Origin of the sequence: Micromonospora sp. LH3U1, assembly GCF_028475105.1 — a bacterium.
Classification (GTDB): domain Bacteria; phylum Actinomycetota; class Actinomycetes; order Mycobacteriales; family Micromonosporaceae; genus Micromonospora.
In genome coordinates, this window is the sequence record NZ_CP116936.1 from 5420390 (window position 1) to 5434890 (window position 14501).

Annotated in this window: 16 protein-coding genes and 1 other RNA gene; 8 read left to right on the plus strand and 9 right to left on the minus strand. The window is 69.3% G+C overall.

Annotated elements, in window-relative coordinates; translation table 11 throughout:
• The first annotated feature begins 39 nt into the window (after window positions 1-39).
• A complete protein-coding gene (locus PCA76_RS24705) occupies window positions 40-537 on the plus strand; it encodes an NUDIX hydrolase (RefSeq protein WP_272612829.1) in 498 nt (165 codons plus the stop codon).
• A 10-nt stretch (window positions 538-547) separates the two neighbouring features.
• Here PCA76_RS24705 and PCA76_RS24710 read toward each other — a convergent pair whose 3' ends face one another.
• The 3 genes from PCA76_RS24710 to PCA76_RS24720 are packed head-to-tail and all read right to left on the minus strand — an operon-like array spanning window position 548 to window position 2738.
• Window positions 548-1552 carry a hypothetical protein gene (locus tag PCA76_RS24710; protein ID WP_272612830.1) on the minus strand — a complete coding sequence of 335 codons (1005 nt, stop codon included), beginning with the start codon at window positions 1550-1552 and terminating at the stop codon, window positions 548-550.
• Window positions 1513-1845: a PadR family transcriptional regulator gene (locus PCA76_RS24715; protein ID WP_272612831.1), complete on the minus strand. Its 333-nt coding sequence runs from the start codon at window positions 1843-1845 to the stop codon at window positions 1513-1515. The genes PCA76_RS24710 and PCA76_RS24715 overlap by 40 nt, the downstream gene beginning before the upstream one ends.
• 20 nt (window positions 1846-1865) lie before the next feature.
• Window positions 1866-2738 (minus strand): AraC family transcriptional regulator, encoded by an 873-nt coding sequence (locus tag PCA76_RS24720; protein ID WP_272612832.1) that lies wholly within the window; start codon window positions 2736-2738, stop codon window positions 1866-1868.
• Window positions 2739-2887: 149 nt separating this feature from the next.
• Between PCA76_RS24720 and PCA76_RS24725 the strand changes: the two genes are divergently transcribed.
• Window positions 2888-3148 (plus strand): GrpB family protein, encoded by a 261-nt coding sequence (locus PCA76_RS24725; RefSeq protein ID WP_272612833.1) that lies wholly within the window; start codon window positions 2888-2890, stop codon window positions 3146-3148.
• Between the two features lie 54 nt (window positions 3149-3202).
• On the opposite strand, the gene PCA76_RS24730 is transcribed toward PCA76_RS24725, so the two are convergent.
• Both PCA76_RS24730 and PCA76_RS24735 read right to left on the minus strand, forming a co-directional pair.
• Window positions 3203-4228 (minus strand): IS30 family transposase, encoded by a 1026-nt coding sequence (locus PCA76_RS24730; RefSeq protein ID WP_272611387.1) that lies wholly within the window; start codon window positions 4226-4228, stop codon window positions 3203-3205.
• 134 nt (window positions 4229-4362) lie between these two features.
• On the minus strand, window positions 4363-4935 hold the full coding sequence (locus PCA76_RS24735) for a GNAT family N-acetyltransferase (protein WP_272612834.1): 573 nt from the start codon (window positions 4933-4935) through the stop codon (window positions 4363-4365).
• Between the two features lie 51 nt (window positions 4936-4986).
• Here PCA76_RS24735 and PCA76_RS24740 point away from each other — a divergent pair, with 51 nt between their 5' ends.
• Window positions 4987-5877, plus strand: a complete 891-nt coding sequence (locus PCA76_RS24740; RefSeq protein ID WP_272612835.1) for a transglutaminase domain-containing protein — start codon at window positions 4987-4989, stop codon at window positions 5875-5877.
• 6 nt (window positions 5878-5883) lie between these two features.
• Here the strand turns inward: PCA76_RS24740 and PCA76_RS24745 are convergent, their stop codons facing one another.
• From PCA76_RS24745 to PCA76_RS24755, 3 genes are all read right to left on the minus strand, one after another.
• A complete protein-coding gene (locus tag PCA76_RS24745; RefSeq protein WP_272612836.1) occupies window positions 5884-6825 on the minus strand; it encodes a redoxin domain-containing protein in 942 nt (313 codons plus the stop codon).
• Complete coding sequence (locus PCA76_RS24750; RefSeq protein ID WP_272612837.1) at window positions 6826-8052, minus strand: epoxide hydrolase family protein; 1227 nt, start codon at window positions 8050-8052, stop codon at window positions 6826-6828.
• Between the two features lie 156 nt (window positions 8053-8208).
• The gene (locus tag PCA76_RS24755; RefSeq protein ID WP_272612838.1) at window positions 8209-9069 is read right to left on the minus strand and encodes an SDR family oxidoreductase; all 861 of its coding nucleotides are present in this window, start codon (window positions 9067-9069) and stop codon (window positions 8209-8211) included.
• A 126-nt stretch (window positions 9070-9195) separates the two neighbouring features.
• On the opposite strand from PCA76_RS24755, the gene PCA76_RS24760 reads away from it, so the two are divergent.
• The 4 genes from PCA76_RS24760 to PCA76_RS24775 all read left to right on the plus strand — a co-directional run bounded on the left by PCA76_RS24760 (window position 9196) and on the right by PCA76_RS24775 (window position 13125).
• Window positions 9196-9798: a TetR/AcrR family transcriptional regulator gene (locus PCA76_RS24760; RefSeq protein ID WP_272612839.1), complete on the plus strand. Its 603-nt coding sequence runs from the start codon at window positions 9196-9198 to the stop codon at window positions 9796-9798.
• Window positions 9799-10671: 873 nt separating this feature from the next.
• Entirely contained in the window at window positions 10672-11517 is an 846-nt protein-coding gene (locus PCA76_RS24765) for an MOSC domain-containing protein (RefSeq protein WP_272612840.1), read from the plus strand.
• A gap of 61 nt (window positions 11518-11578) precedes the next feature.
• On the plus strand, window positions 11579-12499 hold the full coding sequence (locus tag PCA76_RS24770; RefSeq protein ID WP_272612841.1) for an expansin EXLX1 family cellulose-binding protein: 921 nt from the start codon (window positions 11579-11581) through the stop codon (window positions 12497-12499).
• 269 nt (window positions 12500-12768) lie between these two features.
• Window positions 12769-13125 carry a hypothetical protein gene (locus PCA76_RS24775; RefSeq protein WP_272612842.1) on the plus strand — a complete coding sequence of 119 codons (357 nt, stop codon included), beginning with the start codon at window positions 12769-12771 and terminating at the stop codon, window positions 13123-13125.
• Between the two features lie 38 nt (window positions 13126-13163).
• Here PCA76_RS24775 and rnpB read toward each other — a convergent pair.
• Window positions 13164-13579: RNase P RNA component class A (rnpB, locus tag PCA76_RS24780), an RNA gene on the minus strand.
• A gap of 131 nt (window positions 13580-13710) precedes the next feature.
• Between rnpB and PCA76_RS24785 the strand changes: the two genes are divergently transcribed.
• Window positions 13711-14472 carry a sulfite exporter TauE/SafE family protein gene (locus PCA76_RS24785; RefSeq protein ID WP_272612843.1) on the plus strand — a complete coding sequence of 254 codons (762 nt, stop codon included), beginning with the start codon at window positions 13711-13713 and terminating at the stop codon, window positions 14470-14472.
• Window positions 14473-14501 lie beyond the last annotated feature (29 nt).

Genomic DNA, 14501 nt, shown 5'->3' on the forward strand with positions numbered 1-14501 from the left:
GGCCACTTCCGGCGTGGGGTCGCGGCCTATGATCGCCGGATGGCGATACCGGACTACATCGTGGGGATGCGCAAACACGTCGGCCCGGAACTGCTCTGGCTGCCCAGCGTCAGCGCTGTGGTCCGCAACGACGCCGGTGAGCTGTTGCTCGGCCAGCGTGCCGACGACGGGCGTTGGTCGGTGATCAGCGGGTTCGTCGAGCCGGGCGAGCAGCCGGCCACGGCGCTGGTCCGTGAGGTGCAGGAGGAAACCGGCCTGGACGTCGCGCCGGTACGGCTGTCCAGCGCTGTCTCGCACCCGCACACCTACCCCAACGGGGACCGCTGCGAATACCTCAACCTGGGCTTCCTGTGCAGGGTGGTGGCCGGCACCGCCCGGGTCAACGACGACGAGTCGCTGGCCGTGGGGTGGTTCTCGTTGGACCGGCTGCCCGAGCTGGACAAGCACGCCCTGCTGGTCATCGCGTACGCGTTGCGCGAGAACCAGGTGACCGGGTACCTGGAGCCGGGCACGACGTGGGACGACGTACCCAGCTGAGCTGCACGGATCAGACCGGGGTCGGGGTTGGCGCGAGGGCGACCGGCGCGGAGGGCGCCGACCGGGCCGCCCGAATGGTGTACGCGAGCGCGTAGGGCATGCACGCCAGGTAGAGCATGGGTTCCGCCAGCACGTGGTTGGTGATGATTCCGAAGATCTCCCACGGGATGGTGGGCCGGGGTAGGCCGATGTTCCAGTCCGTCCAGGCGGCGAGGAGCCACAGCGGCGCGGTGATCCAGTCGACGCTGTGCAATGGCGTCGGGCCGACGACCGGGCCGGCGCGACTGCCCGCCGAGATGGCGTCGACAACAGCGAGAATCACCGCGAGGTCGGCGGCGGCGAGTGCGCCGAGGACACCCACCCACCAGGCTGCGCGGAGGCGATTCCGGGCGGCGAGGCTCGCCGCGGCCCAGAGCGCCAGCGTCAGGCCGGCCAACCAGAGCAGCAGTCCGGGTACGGTGGCGGCCAGCTCGTCCGGGTAGAGGACGTACAGGAACACGACTGCGGCCGCCCCGATGGGGAGCACCACGCCGAGCGCGATGCGTAGCGGGCCGTCGAGTGCGGTGTGCCGGGCCCAGCGCGCGGCGAACACCGCCAGCAGCACCGCCAAGCCGACGGTGAACGCCGTCCAGATCGGCTTCTGCGCCCGCTCCGACCCACTCACTCCGGTCAGCCAGACCTGGATCGGGGACAACGCGTAGGCGCCGCCGACCACGATCCCGATGCAGGCGAGCGGGGACAGCAGCAACGCGGCCGCGGTGCGGCGGGCCCGCCGGTGCATCATCGTGCGGTCGACAAGCGGGGCGCCAGCCCGGCTGACGGCGAGGCTCACCGCGAAGCCGACCATCTTGGTCCGGCGGCCACTCTCGGCGAGTACGTGCAGCTCGGCGGCCCACTCGCGGCGCAGGTCGTCGCGGACGTCGGCCGGCCAGCGGCGCGCGGCCATCTCCAGCAGCAACTCGGCGGCCCGGCGGGTCACCATGCTGGCGCCCCGGTCGGCTCGGTGCCGCCCCACGAGGGACGACCGTCGGGGATCGCGGCACGCAGGTCGGCGAGCGTCCGGCGGGCCTGCGCCACCCCTTCAGCCGTGAGCCGGTAGTAGCGGCGGGCCGGCCGGCCAGCCGCCACGGGATCGATCGCCTCCCAGTCGGCGGCCAGCCAGCCGGCCCCCCGCAGCCGGTGCAGCACCGGATAGAGGGTGCCGCTGGGCAGGCCGGTCAAACGCATCAGGTCCAGCCCGTAGCGCTGCTCGTCGGGCTCGGCGAGCAGCGCCGCGAGCACCTTCGCGACCGGAATGGTGATCCGCATCCGGCCACTGTATCGGAACTCTACATAGGGGTGGGGACCCTTTCGACAGGAATCCACAGCTCGGCGTCCGCCTCGGTGCCGTCCGCGGACACCCGGACCCGGGAGATCTCCGGTCCAGGTCGGCTGCGGTACGGGTTGGACGGAAACCACTGGGTGAACACGTCACGCCACAGGTACTGCACCGCCTGCGGGAACGCGCCCGACGTGGTGAACACTGCCCACGACCCGGCCTGCACCGGCAGCGCGTCCAGGTCCTCCGGTGGCGCGGCGCCGGTCACCACCCCGTGCCAGTAGTCCAGCTCCGTACCCTCCTCCCGACTGCCGGCGAGGTTGTCGCTGACGTTGACGATCCCCTTCGGCTCCTGGTCCGAGAGCGCCTCGATCCGCCCGGTCGTCTCCTTGCCGATGCTCCGGATGAACGCGACGATCGCCGGGTTCATCCCCTCGTGCACCAGCGGGACCCGGGCCTTACGCCCCACCAGCGTGAACGCGTCCTTGCCGACGATTCGGTACTCCATGCTGCCGCTCCCTTCGACGGTGAGTCGGAAGGACATCCGGGGCTGGGCGCGCAGCGCTGCCCCCGTACGCCGAGCCTCTCCGGGCCCCACGCCGTGCACGGCGTGGAACGCCCGGGCGAACGCCTCCGCCGACCCGTAGCCGTAGTGCACCGCGACGTCGAGCAACGTCCGCTCCCCCGCCAGCACGTCCGCACCAGCGACGGTCAGCCGACGTCGACGGATGTACTCCGACAGCGGGATGCCGGCCAGCGCGGAGAACAGCCGCCGGAAGTGGTACTCCGACGTCAACGCGATCCGCGCCAGCTCGGCCACCTCGATCCGCTGATCGAGGTGCCGCTCGATGTACGCCATGGCTTCGTTCAGCCGTTCCAGCACCCGGGCCTCCTTCCCTTTCGAGCGCAACGCTAGGCGGCGGGGCCTCCCGTGCACCCGACATCCGGTGCCCACAACAGTCGGGTCGACGCCCGACTCGACGCAGCGCCGATGTCGTAGCCTGGCGGACTTTGCTTCTTCAGGAGGTTGACGTGGCCGAGTATCCGCAGGACGTCGTGCAGCGCGTCAGTCCTGGCGAGGACATCAATCTGCACGTGTGGCCGCAGGGTGCGCCCGAACCGGTCCGGCACCGGCTCTTCCGCGACTGGCTGCGCTCGCATCCGCACGACCGGGAGCTGTACGCCGCGACCAAGCGACGCCTCGCGCGCGACACCGCGCACCGGCCCCGCGACTACAGCCTGGCGAAGAACGACGTCATCGACGACATCTACGCGCGCATCTTCGCCGCTTGAGGCCAGCCGGCGGTCACGCGTAAATCTTGGACAGTTTCCGTTATCCGGGCGGGCTCAACCGGTGGTTGCAACACTGAGTAGCTGGGTCATCTTCTCACCTGGGGTGGCCCAGCCTAGGGTCATGCGGGGGCGGTCGTTGAGTTCGTCGGCGACGTGGTCGAGGCCGGCTTGGTCGATGGTGGTGAAGTCGAATTGGCCTTTGGGGAAGTACTGGCGCAGCAGTCCGTTGGTGTTTTCGTTGCTGCCGCGTTGCCAGGGACTGTGTGGGTCGCAGAAGTAGACCGGGCAGTCGGTGGCGATGGTGAAGTCACGGTGTCGGGCCATCTCGACGCCCTGGTCCCAGGTTAGCGAGGCTCGTAACCGTTGCGGGAGCCAGGTCATCGCGGCGGCCAGCTGAGACACGACGTGTTCGGAGACCTTGCCCTCGGGCAGCCCGACCAGGATCACGAACCGGGTAGCGCGTTCCACCAACGTGGCGATCGCGGAACCACCGCACCCACCCCGACGGACTCCTTCGAGCAGGTCACCCTCCCAATGCCCCGGCACCGCCCGGTCGGCGACCTCGGCCGGCCGGTCAGCGATGCGCAGGTTCACCCAGGGCCGAGCCGAACGCACCGCCCCAGCGCTCGCTGCCCGACGGCGGCGAGCGGCGCGACCCGATCGCAACGCCACCTGCCGCGTCAACTCCGCGCGTAGATTGCCCCGCGCCTGCAGGTAGATCGCCTGGTAAATCGTCTCGTGCGACACCCACATCTCCGGCGTGTCCGGGAACTGCGCCCGCAGGCGGGCACTGATCTGCTGCGGCGAACGACGTCGCCGCAGCATATCCAGCACTATCTGACGCAACGGCCCGTCACCAGCCAACCGCGGCACCCGCCCGGAGCGGTTATGCCGCAGAAACGACGCCCACTGCGCCATCGACGGCTGATACCGCTGCCCGTAGCGCTCGAACCGGCCTACCTCCCGCGAGATCGTCGACACCGACCGCTCCAACCTGCGCGCGATCGACCGCAACGACTCATTCGCAGCCCGACCCAACCCGATCTGTTCCCGCTCCAGCGGGCTCAACCTCGACGCCATAACCACCCCAACGAAGATCACCGAAGGGTGTTGCAACCACCGGTTGAGCCCGCCCCGCTAACGGAAACTGTCCAAGATCCGGCGGTGGGCCGTGTCGCTGGAGTTGATCCGCCAACCGTTAGGGCGTCCACGCCTCAGCGGGGCGGCTGCTGCATGATCCAGGTGGGCACGGGCTCCGCCAGGGAGTGCACCACCTCCCAACCGGCACGGCGGTACAGCTCGACGTTGGCCGGGTTGCTCGTCTCCAGGATCGCCGGCAGACCATCCGCGGCGGCGCGATCCAGCCCGGCCCTCATGACGGCGCGACCCCACCCGCGTCCGGCGCTGTCAGGGTGCGTGCCCAGGATGCCGAGGTACCAGAACGGAAACGCTGGCAGTGCAGCGTGCACCGCCTCGTCGTAGCCCTGAACCCGGCCCAGCACATCGGCGGGGTAACGAGCGGCGAGACCACCGTCCGGCGATCCGTGGCCGTTTGCCGGTGGCTCCCAGACGGCAACCGAGGCACCCCCACCGATCGTCCAGATCGACGACTTGTGCACCCGCTTGTCGAAGAGGTGCCCGAAGAAGGCCGCGGCGTACCGGGGGTAGGTCTCCTCGTCGGGAAACAGGTATCGCAGGACGGGATCCTTGACGAACGCGGCGACCAGCGAACCCACCACCGCCGGACGATCCGCTGGGGTGGCGATGGTGATCTCGGGCGTTGTCACAGCAGTCGACACTATCGCGGGCCGACGCCTTGACCCTGACACGGTGGCAGGATGAAGAATCGTCTCGTGAATGTCGACGACTACCGGCAACACTCCCCGTACAGCGACCCCGGCCGGCATGCGGCACTGCTCGATGCGGTGCCCACCGACATCGCCACCGTGGCGGCGACCGCCCGGAACGTGATCGTCCACTACCGCGCCGGGGGCGTCGACCTGCCCAGCGACCGGCTCGACGAGGTGAACTGCCGCTGGGTGGACCGCATCCTCGACACCGACCAGTCCCGCTTTCCCCTGCCACTCAGCGCCGAGCGTCCGGCCGCCGACCGGGTGGCCGGCTGCTGTCGGGACCACACGCTGCTCTCGGTCGCGGTGCTCCGCCAGCACGACATTCCCAGCCGCAGCCGGGTCGGCTTCGCCTCCTACTTCACGCCCGGCTGGCACCACGATCACGTGCTGGTGGAGCACTGGAACGGCGAACGCTGGGTCTGGGCCGACCCGGAGATCGACCCGGCCGGCGACTGGCGGTTCGACGGCTACGACATCGACCCGACGGCAGGGCTCTTCGACTCGGCAGCGCGGGTGTGGTTGGCGTACCGGGCCGGGACGATCGACCCCGACGTCTACGGCGTGGCCCCGGAATCGCCAATCCGCGGCGCCTGGTTCATCTACGACTACGTCCTGCACGAGCTCGCCCATCGGCAGAAGGACGAACTGCTGCTGTGGGACGGCTTCGGCGCGATGCCCGATGACTTCGCGGACGCCGACCTCACGCTCGTCGACGAGATCGCCGCCCTGCTGCTCGCCGCCGACGACGGCGACGAGGCCGCGGAGAAGGCGCTCTCCGACCGGTACGCGACCGACACCCGCCTACGCCCCGGCGCTCAGATACGCACCATCTCACCGTTCTCGGGCACCGTCAGCACGATTGACCTGCGCCGCTGATCGGGTCTATCCGAAGGTGAAGGCGTACGCCGCGGCGCCGGGCTCACCGAACGTGATCTCCAGGGTCCGCTCACGGACCGCGTCGTGCTGGCGGACCAGCTGGTAGAGGCGGCCGTCCTGGAGTACGCCGTTGCCGTCCTCGTCGACGTCGACGCCGTGGGACGGGCCGGGAGCGTCGCCGTCGAGAAGCACGCGGAACGGGATCGACTGTCCCGCCCCGGGAGCCAGCACGAGATGCGCGTCGCGGGCGTGGAACCGGAAGGCGATGCGGCCGCCAGCCCGGTCGAGCACGACGTTCTCTGCCCCGATCGTCCACTCGCCCGCCAGGGCCCACTGGTTGAGGCCCAGGCTCCCCGGCAGCTCGTAGGCGCGGCGTTCGTCGAGCGCGGCGCCGTTCGGCGACGCGAAGTGTTCGCCGCGACTGAAACCGAGGTACGTCTCGGGCGTACGCAGGTTGTTCCAGTCGGCCTCTGCCTCCGGGCCGAGACCTTTCACGGCAACGGGTTCGCGCTCGATGCCGAGCAACTGCTGGAGTACGCGCTCGGACTGTTCGTAGCGCCCCTCGCCGAAGTGCTCGTCGCGGATGACACCGTCGGTGTCGACGAAGTAGAGCGCCGGCCAGTAGTGGTTGTCGAAGGCGCGCCAGATCGCGTAGTCGTTGTCGACCGCGATCGGGTAGTCGATCGATCGCACCGCGATCGCCCGGCGCACCCAGTCGACCTCGTGCTCGAACGGGAACTCCGGCGTGTGCACCCCGACGACGACGAGCCCGTCGTCGCGGTAGGCCTGCGACCAGGCGCGGACGTACGGCTCCTGGCGCAGCCAGTTGATGCACGTCAGCGTCCAGAAGTTCACGAGGACGACGCGGCCGCGCAGGTCGGCGGGGCCGAGTGGCTCGGAGTTGAGCCACTCGGCCGCCCCGTCGAGCGGGGGCAGGTGCACGGCCATCTAGCGGAGTGACCGGAAGGCGGTGCGAAGCTCTTCGGAGAAGATCTTCGGCTGCTCCCAGGCCGCGAAGTGCCCGCCCTTGTCGAGCTTGTTGTAGTAGATGAGGTTGGGGTACGCCTGCTCGGCCCAGCTCTGCGGCGCCTCGTAGAGCTCGTCGGGAAAGACGCTCACGGCGACCGGGACGTTCACGCCCTTGGCGGCGAAGAACGAGAGCTTGTTCTCCGCATACAGACGGGACGCGGAAATCGCGGTGTTCGTCAGCCAGTAGAGCGAGATGTTGTCCAGGATGTCGTCCCGGGTGAGACCTGCGGTCGCTCCGTCGAAGACCTGCGCGATCAGGGCCAAACTTTTCGCGTCATGGTCGAGCAGGAAGGACGCCAGTCCGACCGGAGAGTCCGCCAGCCCGGTCAGCGTCTGCGGACGCGTCGCCATCATGAGGGCATAGGCGACGTGCTTCCAGACGTAGTTGACCTCCTCGGCCGCTCGCATCTCGTCGTCGGACAGACCGGATGGCAGGGAACCCATGGCGTTGTTCGCGCCGGTGGTGTCGCCTTGGAACAAGGCGTCGATCTCGGGTGGGACCGCGCCCGCCATGTTGGTGTGAATGCCGAGCAGTTCCGGAGGCGCCTGCACCCCCATCTGATCCACGACGACCGCACCCCAGTCGCCGCCCTGCGCGACGAACCGCGAGTAGCCGAGACGCTTCATCAGCTCGGTCCAGGCGGTCGCGATCTTCTCCGGGTTCCAGCCCGACGAGGTCGGCTTGCCCGAGAAGCCATGGCCGGGCAGCGACGGAATCACCAGGTGGAAGGCATCCGACGCGCTCCCGCCGTGTGCGGTGGGATCGGTGAGCGGCTCGATGATTTTCATCTGCTCGATGATCGACCCGGGCCACCCGTGGGTGACGATGAGCGGCAGCGCGTCCTCATGCTTCGAGCGAACGTGGATGAAGTGGATGTCCACCCCGTCGATGGTGGTCATGAACTGCGGTACGGCGTTCATTCTCGCCTCGACCTTGCGCCAGTCGTACTCGTTCTCCCAATAGCGGGCGACGGCCTGAATCGTCGCGAGTGGCACGCCCTGCGACTGGTCGTCAACGGTTTCTTTTTCCGGCCAGCGCGTGGCCGCGATGCGTCTCTTCAGGTCATCAAGGTCGGCCTGAGGAACTTCGACCGTGAACGGGCGAATCTCCGTGGTGCCTGGACGAGTCTTGGTCTTGACAGCCATGCGTGTTTCCCTCCGTCTAGGTTTGCGCCTCGCGAGGAGAAATCATGGGGTGAAGACACTGCCCGGACTTATGTGCCAATTCGAGATGGGCACGCCGCCGCCATATCTCGGAGCCTAGAACGCCGTACCCCCGAGGCGTGGCGATACGAGCAGCCCTCATTGCTCAGGTCCGGGAGCCGCGACGGCCTGCTCGGCGTCTCGGCTGACCTGCTCCCAACCCGCCCACGTGTCCATCCGTCGGCGGGAGATGTCGAACGCCAGGTCGTACACCATGCTGCCGAGCAGAAGCCGCAGCGGCGGGTCATCGCTGTCGACGAGTCGCAGCAGTGCCTCGGCGGCCAGCCGGGGTTCGCTGTCGATCGAGCCTTCCGCCCACTGTCGCTCCAGGTCGGCGCGGAGCGGCGCGTAGGCCTCCAGCGGGGTGGTGGCGCTCATGCTGGTGTAAAGGTCGGTCCAGTATCCGCCCGGCTGCACGATGCTGAGCTTGACGTCGAAGGCCGCCGCCTCCATCGCCAAGGCCTCACTCATGCCTTCCAGGGCGAACTTGCTCGCGCTGTAGATGCCGGTGCTCGGGAAGCCACCGAGCGCGGCGATGCTGGAAACCTGCACGATGTGGCCGGACCGTTGGGCGCGCAGGTGCGGCAGCACGGCTTGGCTGACCCACAGCGCACCGAAGAGGTTGACCTCGAACTGGGCTCGTGCCTCTGCCTCGGTGAACTCCTCGATCATGCCCATGGACAGGGTGCCGGCGTTGTTGACGACGATGTCGAGCCGTCCGAAGTGCTCGACCGCGGTGGCCACGGCGGCGATGACCGCCGCCCGGTCGGTCACGTCGAGGGTCAGGGCCAGCAGCCGGTCACCGTGCCGCTCGTCGAAGTCGTCCTGGGCGATGGTGCGGGCCGCGGCGACCACCCGGTCACCACGGTCGAGCGCGGCGTCGGCGAATGCGCGGCCCAGACCGCGGCTGGCGCCGGTGATGAGCCAGGTCCGTGGGACAGCGTCAGGTGAGGTGCGCATGTAGGGGTCTCCCTTTCGTCTGATCCGAGACGAGACGGTCCGTCTCGCTATGGAAGGAGATTAGGACGCCCCACGCTCACCGTCAAGACGAGACGGTTCGTCTCGCCACTGGTAGGGTGAGCCCCCATGACGCCCAACACGGCCCGCCGGAGAGAGACCTCTCGACGCGCCATCCTCACCGCGGCCTTCGAACTGCTCCAAGAGATCGGGTACGCGAAGGTCAGCATCGAGGGCATCGCCGCGCGCGCCGGGGTCGGCAAACAGACCATCTACCGCTGGTGGCCGTCCAAGGGCGCGGTCATCTTCGACGCCTTCCTCATGCTCAGCGAGGCTACCGAGGGTGGGCCGCCGACACTGCCGGACACCGGCGACCTGGCAGCCGACCTGACCCTGGTGCTCCGCGCCACGGTCGAGGAGATGAACGATCCCCGGTACGAGCAACCGATGCGCGCGCTGGCCACCGAGATCGCACACGATCCCGAGCTGGCAGCCGCCTACGCCGAACGGTTGGACGGGCCGCTGAAGGAGGCCAAACGGCAGCGCCTGCGCAGCGCCCAACAGGCCGGGCAACTCGCCGAGGACATCGACCTCGATGTGGCGGTGGACCTGATCTGGGGACCCGTGCTCAACCGATGGCTCCACCGCAGCGGGCCGCTCACCGCCGAATACACCGACCTCGTCGTCACCACCGCCCTCAGCGGGTTGCGCCCCCGCCGTTCGGGCGATTGAACCGACGACGAGAGGCCACGGCGCTAGCGAGAGGTACTCCTGCACGTCAGAGATAGAGGCTTTCACCTTCTTTGGTTCTGACTTCGTCCGACTGCTCAGGGCATGCCCGCATATCGCAGTGGGAGTGGCGGTCGTGGCCGTCGCCACGCCACGTAGGTCATGATGGCGAACGCGATCAGCAGTACCACCGCGATGAGGATGATGGACCATCCGGATCGATCGCCGGCCTCGCGCACTCTCAGGCAAGGGTCGCTCTTCGCGTAGTGAACGCGGATGCGCTCACCCGACGTCACGGCACTGTTCGCATCGACCGTCACGCGCATGCGCGGTGAGCACCAACGCAAAGATCAGCCCGAACGCCGAGAACACCCGCAGGAAGCTTCGGCTTGGCCGTCGACGGTCCACAGTCGGACTCTAGAAGGAACGCCGTTCATCCAGGTGGAGCGGCGGTTAGCCAACCCGCCCCGCCCCGCCCCGCCCCCGCCCCGTCGATCATGGAGTTGTGGTGGGCGACAAAGCAACCGCCATAGCGCCAAAATGGGCACCACGCCTCCATGATCGACGCGGGCCGGCCCGTCCCTTTCCGCGATCTTGCACTTGCTGCCTCGACGTAGGGGACATTTCACGCATCTCGGCGACCGAACCTGCAAGATCGGCGGGGTGCGGCGTTCTTGGGGTGGTGAAGCTTGTGCCGTGGCCGCGCGTCTGATCGACGCGCCCCTTGACCACGCTTCAACCGCCCTAACCGAAACGGAGTTGACTCTAGGAGGGATCCACAACTGGTTCCCGGTGACGGCATCGGGGTCGCCTGGCAACGGACGGCCGCCGAAGCGAGGGTCCCCGCGTCACGCCACGTCATGTCATCCTGACCGAATGCGAGTCGCCTCGATTCACACGTACCCGGTGAAGGGGTGCCGCCGGATGGACCGCGACACGGCGCGTGTCGAGCCGTGGGGCCTGGACGGCGACCGACGGTGGCTGATCGTGGACGACCACGGGGTCGGCCTGACCCAGCGCCAGCACCGGGAGCTGGTGACGATGCGGGCGGTGTCACGGCCAGGCGGGCTGACCCTGGACGCGCCGGGGATGACCCCGCTCGATCTGGCCGAACCGACCGGCGGCGAGGCGATCCAGGTCCGGGTCTACCGGGGGCGGTGGCCCGCACCGGTACGCGCCGCCGGCCCCGAGGCGGACGACTGGCTCAACCGGCTGTTGGGGCGTACCGCCCGGCTGGTCTGGCTCGGTGACCCCACCGGCAACCTCGTTCCCTGGCAGGTTGCGGCTGGCGCCGGCGCCGAGCTGAGCTTCGCCGACGGCAGTCCGCTGCTGCTGGCCAACACCGCGTCGCTGGACGCGTTCAACGACTGGTTGCGGGAGTCGGGCAGCACCGAGGGGCCGCTGCCGATGATCCAGTTCCGCCCCAACGTGGTGGTCAGCGGTGCCGCGCCGTGGGCCGAGGGCGAGTGGGTCGGCCGGCGGATCAGGATCGGCGGGGCCATGTTCCACGGCGGCATCGAGTGTGGCCGCTGTCTGGTCGCGACGATCAACCAGGAGACCGGGGAACGGGGGCGGGAGCCGCTGTGGATGCTCGCCGAACGGCGCAACGTCGGCAAGAAGCTTCTCTTCGGTCTCCAGATGTTGGTGCGGACCGAAGCGGACGGACCTACCGGCGAAGGTCGTACGGTCAGCGTCGGTGACACCGTGGAGGTGTTGGACTGACCGGAACGGCCCACTCGGACGTTGTTGCACTGCTGTAGGTGGTGCGGCAACATGAGGCGCCGTGACGGCACCAGGCACGGATTCCGAGAACGACACCCCGGCCGGCGACAGCGGTACGCACCGGCCGAATCGGCGGATCCGACACTGGTTGGCCGGTGCCGGGGTCGCTGCCCTGGCCGCCGTACTCGGCATCACCCTCGCCGTGCGCTCCGGCGCCACCCCGGCCTGCGCTGCCCCACCGACGGGAAACACCGTCCACAAGGCAAAGGCCAGCTTCTACGACGCCGGCCGCTCGGGCGGCAACTGCTCCTTCCCGAGCCCACCGGCGGACCGGCTCTACGTGGCCCTCGGCTCGTCGGCGTACTCCGGGGCCGCGGCCTGCGGCAGCTACCTGGACGTGACCGGCCCGAAGGGCACCGTCCGAGTCATGGTCATGGACCAGTGCGCCGGGTGCGGGCCCGGCAAGATCGACCTCTCCGACGAGGCGTTCGCCAAGATTGCCGACCGGGCGCAGGGCATAGCGCAGGTGACGTACCGGGCGGTGGTGAGTCCGCCGCTCGACGGAGGGCTCACCTTCCGGATGAAGGCGGGCGCGTCTCAGTGGTGGTTCGCGGTGCAGGTGGGCAACCACGGCAACCCGCTCCGCTCGGTCGAGGCGCAGGGGCCGGGCGGCGGCTTCCGCAAGGCGGCCCGCCAGAACGACAACTACTGGACCGTCGAGGGCGGGCTCGGCCCCGGGCCCTACAGCATCAAGGTCACCGACGTTTACGGGCGACAGGCAACCGCCGCCACCATCCGGATGATCGCGAAGCAGGTCCAACCCAGCACGGTCTTCCTCACCGCCCCTACGCCCAGCAGTTCACCCTCGGCCCCGCCGACCCCCACCATCGCGCCCTCGCCGACCCCGGCGGAGTCGGTCGCCCCGGCGACCACCGTCGAAGCCCGCGCTGGTGCCGCCCCGCTCAACGCCCACCGCTGCTGACCCAGCCCTAGTCAGGGCGAGTGAACCGGCACGGAAACCTAGAGTCGATGTGGCCGGCGAGGCCTGCGGGTCAGGGACAACCACCCGAGGAACCTGGCGTGCATCGTGGGAGAGCGTCCGGAATGAGGCGCTACCACGCCGGCAGTCGAGACGGCAGCTGACCCAGCCTGATCAGCGGCGCCGGCCCGGGTCGCGACGATGCCGTTGAGCTTGAACGGCACGACACCACCGCCAGGCCTCGGCCCTCGCACCCGCCGTACCATCCCACGATGATCTCGGACACCTTCGTTACGCGCGGCGGGCTCACCTACGTTGACCGCCGCGACTTCACCCGAGGCGACACTCTCAGCGCTGTCCGACGACTGGCCTGGCCGACGGTAAAGCTCCACGCCGACGACAGCACGCTGACCTTCTCGTCGCGTACCGGCTCGGACACCTTGCAACACGCCCAGGTGACCGCACTGCCGCACCGACCGTTTCACGGACGGTTCCCTCTGCCGGCGTCCGCCGTTTCTTTGGAGGTCGAAGGACGCGACCAGGTCCTGCTCTTCTGGACTCCCTGCGTGGGCGCGGTACTGCGTGAACTCGCCGAGTTGGGCTGGGACGCCGAAGACCCTGGGCACTAAGGTCGCAGCCTTGATCGAGGCTGCGACCTGGTGGGCGACGGACGAGTCGACCTGTACGCCGGATTCTGTGCGCGGCGCGTACCCCTAAGGGTTTGCGCCGGCGGCGGCCATCCATCTCGGCCTGCCGTTGCCGGCAGGCTCTAGCGGCCTACCCGCAGACATCGGGCGGGCAGCCCTCAAGCGTCTGCGCCGGGTCGTCATCTTGCGGTGACGGCCCTTGCTTGGCCTTGCTCCGGGCGGGGTTTACCGAGCCACCCCGGTCACCCGGGGTGCTGGTGGGCTCTTACCCCACCGTTTCACCCTTACCGTCCCCGATGGGGTCGGCGGTCTGTTTTCTGTGGCACTGTCCCGCGGGTCGCCCCGGGTTGCCGTTAACAACCACCCTGCCCTGTGGAGTCCGGACGTTCCTCGGCGGCGGGCCGAAGCCCGCCGACGCGACCGCCCGGTCGACTCGTCCGTCGCGCTCCCATCCTAACGACGGGGTCTCCGCCGGTATTGCCGCCCCGCCTGGGCAAGATCGCGCAGCTCAAGGGCGGTAGGTCCGGCGGATTCGCCGCACGAGGCGGGGGCTAGCCTCGTGGGGCTATGGATCTCTCCCACGCCGCGCTGCTGCTCGCCGCCGGTCTCGCCGCTGGCACGGTCAACGCGGTAGCCGGTGGCGGTTCTCTGATCACCTTTCCGGCGCTGATCGCGGTCGGGTTGCCCCCGGTTCCGGCGAACGTCAGCAACTCGGTCGCCGTCTTCCCCGGGTACCTGGCCAGCGTGGCAGGCAGCCGGCAGGACCTCCCGCGCCCGCGCGCGTTGGCCACGCTGGTGCCCACCACCATCGTCGGCACGATCCTCGGGGCGCTGCTGCTGCTGGCCACCCCGGCCCGCGCGTTCGAGCTCGTCGTACCGTTTCTGGTTCTCGGCGCGACCGCGGTCCTGGCCTTCCAGGACCCGCTGCGCCGGCTGGTCGGTCACCCCCGGGACCTGTCCCCCCGCCGACGGACGGTCGCGGTGCAGACGATGGTCGCGCTCGGTGCGGTGTACGGCGGGTACTTCGGTGCGGCGCTCGGGGTGATGCTGGTCGCCGGACTGGCCCTGGTGCTGGACGCGACCCTGGCGCGGGTGAGCGCGATCAAGAATCTGCTCTCCGCGGTGGTGGGGTTCACCACGCTGGTGGTGTTCGCCCTGTTCGGCCCGGTGAACTGGGCGGCCGTCGCGGTGGTCGCGCCGGCCACGCTGATCGGTGGGTACGCCGGCGCCCGGCTGGTCCGCCGGCTGCCGTCGGTGGTGCTCAAGGCGGTCATCGTGGTGTTCGGCACGGCGATCGGGCTCTACCTGCTCTGGCGCGCCTTCAGCTGAGCCCGCCCGACGCCCCGCGCGGGCGCAGG

What these genes read in the sequence shown, in the direction of transcription:
- PCA76_RS24765 (WP_272612840.1), top strand. Translation starts at nt 10,672, where the DNA reads ATGCGAGTCGCCTCGATTCACACGTACCCGGTGAAGGGGTGCCGCCGG.
- PCA76_RS24745 (WP_272612836.1), bottom strand. Translation starts at nt 6,825, where the DNA reads ATGGCCGTGCACCTGCCCCCGCTCGACGGGGCGGCCGAGTGGCTCAAC.
- PCA76_RS24755 (WP_272612838.1), bottom strand. Translation starts at nt 9,069, where the DNA reads ATGCGCACCTCACCTGACGCTGTCCCACGGACCTGGCTCATCACCGGC.
- PCA76_RS24760 (WP_272612839.1), top strand. Translation starts at nt 9,196, where the DNA reads ATGACGCCCAACACGGCCCGCCGGAGAGAGACCTCTCGACGCGCCATC.
- PCA76_RS24730 (WP_272611387.1), bottom strand. Translation starts at nt 4,228, where the DNA reads ATGGCGTCGAGGTTGAGCCCGCTGGAGCGGGAACAGATCGGGTTGGGT.
- PCA76_RS24750 (WP_272612837.1), bottom strand. Translation starts at nt 8,052, where the DNA reads ATGGCTGTCAAGACCAAGACTCGTCCAGGCACCACGGAGATTCGCCCG.
- PCA76_RS24740 (WP_272612835.1), top strand. Translation starts at nt 4,987, where the DNA reads ATGAAGAATCGTCTCGTGAATGTCGACGACTACCGGCAACACTCCCCG.
- PCA76_RS24775 (WP_272612842.1), top strand. Translation starts at nt 12,769, where the DNA reads ATGATCTCGGACACCTTCGTTACGCGCGGCGGGCTCACCTACGTTGAC.
- PCA76_RS24785 (WP_272612843.1), top strand. Translation starts at nt 13,711, where the DNA reads ATGGATCTCTCCCACGCCGCGCTGCTGCTCGCCGCCGGTCTCGCCGCT.
- PCA76_RS24705 (WP_272612829.1), top strand. Translation starts at nt 40, where the DNA reads ATGGCGATACCGGACTACATCGTGGGGATGCGCAAACACGTCGGCCCG.
- PCA76_RS24715 (WP_272612831.1), bottom strand. Translation starts at nt 1,845, where the DNA reads ATGCGGATCACCATTCCGGTCGCGAAGGTGCTCGCGGCGCTGCTCGCC.